We start from the raw sequence: 4589 nt of genomic DNA, 5'->3' as shown, positions 1-4589 counted from the left end.
TTGCTATAGCGTACCTGGCTAAGTCCTGAAAATTTTATGATCGCGCCTCCACAGCTTTCTCAAACAGCGCCACTAATTTTTTAGCTTCTAAATCCACATTATGTTGTTGAGCAACCCGTTCTGCTCCTGTTTTCCCCATTTCTTCTAGCTTTTCTAAAGGTGCTTCCAATGCCGCGCGCATCGCCACAGCTAATGCTTCTACGGAACCGGGAGGAACTAACCAACCGCAAACACCGGGTTCTACGAGTTCCGGGATGCCGGCAACATAGGTGCTAATTACGGGCCGATTGAGAGCGAGGGCTTCCATAATTACGACGGGTAAACCTTCGGCAAAACTTGGCAATACCATTGCGCGGGAAGCTAAAATTTCTTGCTGAACTCGATCGCCGCTGGCCCAGCCGGTAATTTCTATATGGTTTTGCAGGCCGAGTTGTGCAATCTGTTGTTCACTTTCAGCTCGCAGCGGCCCGTCTCCGACAAATACCAATTTAAACTCTAAGCCTTGAACTGCTAGCTTGCTGGCGGCTTCTAGCAATAACAAATGACCTTTTTGTTCGCTGAGCCTGCCGACACAAACTAGGCGGGGTGCTGCGGGGATGGGGACGTGCGGGTGAGCTAAAAAAGCTGCATCGACTCCGCAGTGTATGACGTGGATTTTTGACCAATAAGTGCGATCGCACCACCGAAAGAGCTGACTTTTGCCGAAGGAACTGACTGCTGCTACAAAGGTCGATCGTTTAATTTTTTCGTCTAAGGAAAGAAGTGTAGCTTTATCGAATTCTTCAGGGCCGTGAACAGTGAAACTGTAAGTCGGGCCGCCGAGTACGCGGCACAGCATGGCAACTGTTGTGGAATTTGTGCCGAAGTGAGCGTGAACGTGAGTTGTACCGGATTCTGCAAACCAATTTAAAAGAATGCAAGCTTCTGCTAAATAAGCTAGATGCAGCAAAATCCCCCGTTCCGAGTGCCAGCCAACTTTGAACATTAACTGCACAGCTTCGATGAATCGAATTGGTCTAGTTGCGGCAGCGCGCAGCAAACCCCACGCTAAGCCCTGTACGCCAACTCCTAGGATGACTTTGGTCAGTTCTTGTTCTTGTTTGTCGCCCTTGTCAACGAGTTCTGACTCGCAGGATCTGATGGAGTAACGCCCGACTTTGATGCCGCAAGTTTCGACGGCTAGGAGTTCTCTGCGGACGAAGCTGTGGCTGACTTTGGGGTATTGGTTGACTAGATAGGCGATGTTCATGAACGGGGCCAAAATATCATAGTAAAACTTAGATAAGTTTAGCCTTATGGGGGAAGTTAGGGGGCGATCGCAGGTTTGAGAAAGTTTTGGCCGCAATTAGGTCTGTCAACTAAAGTCCCCTTGCGGGGAAGTCTGAGCAACTGTCAAAACAAATTTGACTATTACGCAGCATTGTTACGGAAGCTAGTTTCCGTCCCCGTCAGGGGAAGTTTGCAATTTTTGGATTTTGCACTTAAGAAACTCTTTCTTTTTAACCCTATCAGGGTATCCCATTTTTTTTCAAAAGTCAAGTCCGTGAAAGTTTGAGGCTAAATTTTAGATATTTCGGTCAACTATTTAGTCGCTCTTTAACTATTCGCAGATTGTCAAAAGATTGGTCAACCTCTCTCGTTTTATATCTACTATAATGAATCCTAGAATCAGTTCTTATATCTGTTAAATATCGGGCTATTTGACTAGCATTTTTTAGTTCTTGATAAGCTTTATTCAAATCTCTGTACTGTCGATTTTTAGCAATTTTAAAAACGTAAGCAAGCAGGCGATCGTGAGGCGATGGGTAGTTTTGGTATTGTCGTTCGAGATCGTCTCCCTGAACCTTTGCATACCATTCTACCCAGTGCAGGGCTGCATAAAAACACATTGTTACTGCCCAATCAGGAGAAGTATCTCTGATACTAAGTGCCGCCTCTTCGTTATACTTAGCTTGTTCGCTATGGGAATGTTCGCTCGGCATAAAAATCAACAGCTACTTTCTAGTTTGTTCAGTAATTTAATATTTTTAACTTCCAGCCACCACAAATAAATTCTTGCGCGATTTCACTTGATTGTAGCTTGTAGAACTTGAAAAACTTATTCTCGATTCAGAAACTACTTTAGCCCCGTCTTTAATTTTGGCAAACTTCTCGACCACTTTTCTGGGAAAGTACCACTCTTCATTAGTTTGATCCCGCAAACCCCACTCACAATCAATTATTAAATCTTGGATTTTGTCCCAACTTTCATAATCTAACTCTGTTTCAGGGTGCAGTTCTAATTCAAATTCAATCCAGTGAATATCTAAGGCTCTAGGAGCTACGGCTCTAACTTTTGCTACACCGTCCATCTTCGCTAACTCCTGAACTAATTCCTGTACTTCAACAGGAGCAGTAGGCGACTTGAATGACTGCTTTGGTTTCAGAGGAGAAGAAGAGAATTGATAGAATTTCAAAGTTTCTGGATTCGATGTTAAGCTTTGAAGTTCTGGTTTTAAGTTTGTGATTACTCTCATTGTCTATTCCTGCAAAAAATCATTGAGACGATCTCTTAGAAATTCGGCTTTTTGCCGGGTGAATGCAAAACTGCCTACCAAATCTTTTGTCTTTGTTGACTCTGTATCTTCAGCAATAAAAGGACTATCCGATAACATTCCTGCGATTAATATCCCATCGCTCTCGTCAATAGCTATTACTACACCAGTTACCAGATAAACTTTATTTTTTTCTACATCATTCATTTGTGTCATCCTCAGGTATGGTCTTACCAAAACTATCACAACTTTTTGGGTTTTCTTTAAAACTAGGAACTGGATATATTGATATGGCGAGTTCCTAGTTTCTAGGCAAACGCTAGCTTGCACAATGGGCTGCTAAAAGCAGCTAATTACTTAAGCTGCGCCGTTTTCTGTTAGGCTACAAATCGGTATTCGGACATCTGTGACGAGACAGAGTAGCCTGGAACAGCCTTTACCCAGAAAACTGTATAGTAAGCTACACAATACCCCTGCTTGACTTTGCTTTGAGCGGACTCGGAACGGTTCAATGCTGAGTAATAGTCAAATTTGTTAGAGTGAGATTTTTCTTTGGCTAACATATTGTGGCTTCTTTTTATGCTTACAGTCAATATTATAGCGACGGGGCAGAGTTAACGCAAGGAGGTTTGGTAGTATCAACAGTCTGGTTTCTAGCCCGCACACTTGACTTTCTTGGGACTCCCATCTTCCTTAATATCTAAAATTTCAACTTTCACCACTTGTTCTTCAGAAAAAGATTGTGCTTTTTTCGGTTCTTTTTCAGTTAGCCTGATAGTTCCCAGAATTTCATAAGTTACTTTGTTCCCTTTGACAGCAGTAACTTTGGCTTCGATAATTTGACCTATCGCAAACTCATGACTGCTAATTGCTTTAGCAATTTCAACTTGTCTCGCTGACTCTACAACTGGGGCTGCAATTTCTCCAATTGGCCCCGCTTCTTTGTAGTAACGCATCAAACGAGATGCCCAACCTAAAATTTGCAGCAAAGTGCTAGCATCTCCTTGAAATCCTTTGAGACAATCGCTACAAGCTTTGTCGATGCTGCGGTAATAATCTGTGGTTTTGCCACTGTGTCCGATTTGTCTGCCATTACCGACCAGGGTTTTCAGGTACTTGAAAAACCTGGAATTAGCATCCGATAGATTTTGATTAACTGCATTGCGTAAATACGCGATCGCCTTTCCAAACTCATTTACATCAGTTTGTTCTTTGACAAGATTTTGCGCGATAGCGTGGGCAATTTTCCACTGGTCTTCGGTCAAAGATTCTGTCACTAATTCAGTATTAGACATCTTTAATACATTCCTGTTGGAGGTTCGCGATCGCTCGGATATTTTAACACTTTAGCTAGTTGTTGCAGTTGAGTTGCTTGCACTAAGCTAGAATGAGCAGCTTGAATATTTTTCTGCATGAACTGTTGCAAATTTGTTCCACTCATGCTGTCAGATTCGGGAGGATTGTAGGAGAAATAGCGAGCGCGCAAATCTCCCTTGTTTTGCAAAACCTTTGCTGCTGTGACTTCCACAGTCATTGTTCCCATGCCGATCGGCTTTCCGCCGCCTACCTTGAGGGCGATCGGATATTTCGGATCTTGTCCCAACACAATCAACAGCGTTCCTAACTCTGCTGCTGTTAAGTTTTTGAATTGTATCTGTGTTTTGAAAGTATACTCTTTAGCAGCTTGTTGAACAGTAATGCCTTGATTTTGACCTTTATCGATCGCTCTAATTGTGTGATAATAAAACTTGCGCCCTGCTACTTTACCTCTTTGGTCAAAGTATGCCTTTCGTGCTATACGAGGACTCCATAAATTGGGCATAAATCCTGTAGCAAAGCCTGTATTTTCGCATTTAGCATCGTTAAATTCAATTAGCCCTTGCCAATTTAACGCACCGAATACTTGACTTGCGGGACAGAGTTGTTCTTTGGTTTCACATGGCAATCGTTCAGATGGATATTTATCTTTATATTCTTTTTTGTTAGTAATTACTCCTAAAGTGCTGTTAGTAATCGCTTCATAAGTTGAGCGGATGCAGCCTTTCAGCGAACTAC

6 protein-coding genes are annotated in these 4589 nt (G+C 42.7%); all 6 read right to left on the bottom strand.

The window, feature by feature from the left end; genetic code table 11:
• Positions 1–34 precede the first annotated feature (34 nt).
• On the bottom strand, positions 35–1249 hold the full coding sequence (locus IQ270_RS28355; RefSeq protein ID WP_193976462.1) for a glycosyltransferase: 1215 nt from the start codon (positions 1247–1249) through the stop codon (positions 35–37).
• 328 nt (positions 1250–1577) lie between these two features.
• A complete protein-coding gene (locus IQ270_RS28350; RefSeq protein ID WP_193976461.1) occupies positions 1578–1982 on the bottom strand; it encodes a hypothetical protein in 405 nt (134 codons plus the stop codon).
• A 45-nt stretch (positions 1983–2027) separates the two neighbouring features.
• Complete coding sequence (locus tag IQ270_RS28345; RefSeq protein ID WP_193976460.1) at positions 2028–2516, bottom strand: hypothetical protein; 489 nt, start codon at positions 2514–2516, stop codon at positions 2028–2030.
• Between the two features lie 3 nt (positions 2517–2519).
• Complete coding sequence (locus tag IQ270_RS28340) at positions 2520–2741, bottom strand: hypothetical protein (protein WP_193976459.1); 222 nt, start codon at positions 2739–2741, stop codon at positions 2520–2522.
• A gap of 446 nt (positions 2742–3187) precedes the next feature.
• Positions 3188–3829, bottom strand: a complete 642-nt coding sequence (locus IQ270_RS28335) for a hypothetical protein (protein WP_193976458.1) — start codon at positions 3827–3829, stop codon at positions 3188–3190.
• Between the two features lie 2 nt (positions 3830–3831).
• Positions 3832–4589: RAMP superfamily CRISPR-associated protein (locus tag IQ270_RS28330; protein ID WP_193976457.1), on the bottom strand; the 758-nt coding region annotated here is incomplete at its 5' end.

Origin of the sequence: Microcoleus sp. LEGE 07076, assembly GCF_015207455.1 — a bacterium.
In the GTDB taxonomy this organism is placed as follows: domain Bacteria; phylum Cyanobacteriota; class Cyanobacteriia; order Cyanobacteriales; family Microcoleaceae; genus Microcoleus.
This window is presented reverse-complemented; position numbering and strand designations above follow the sequence as displayed.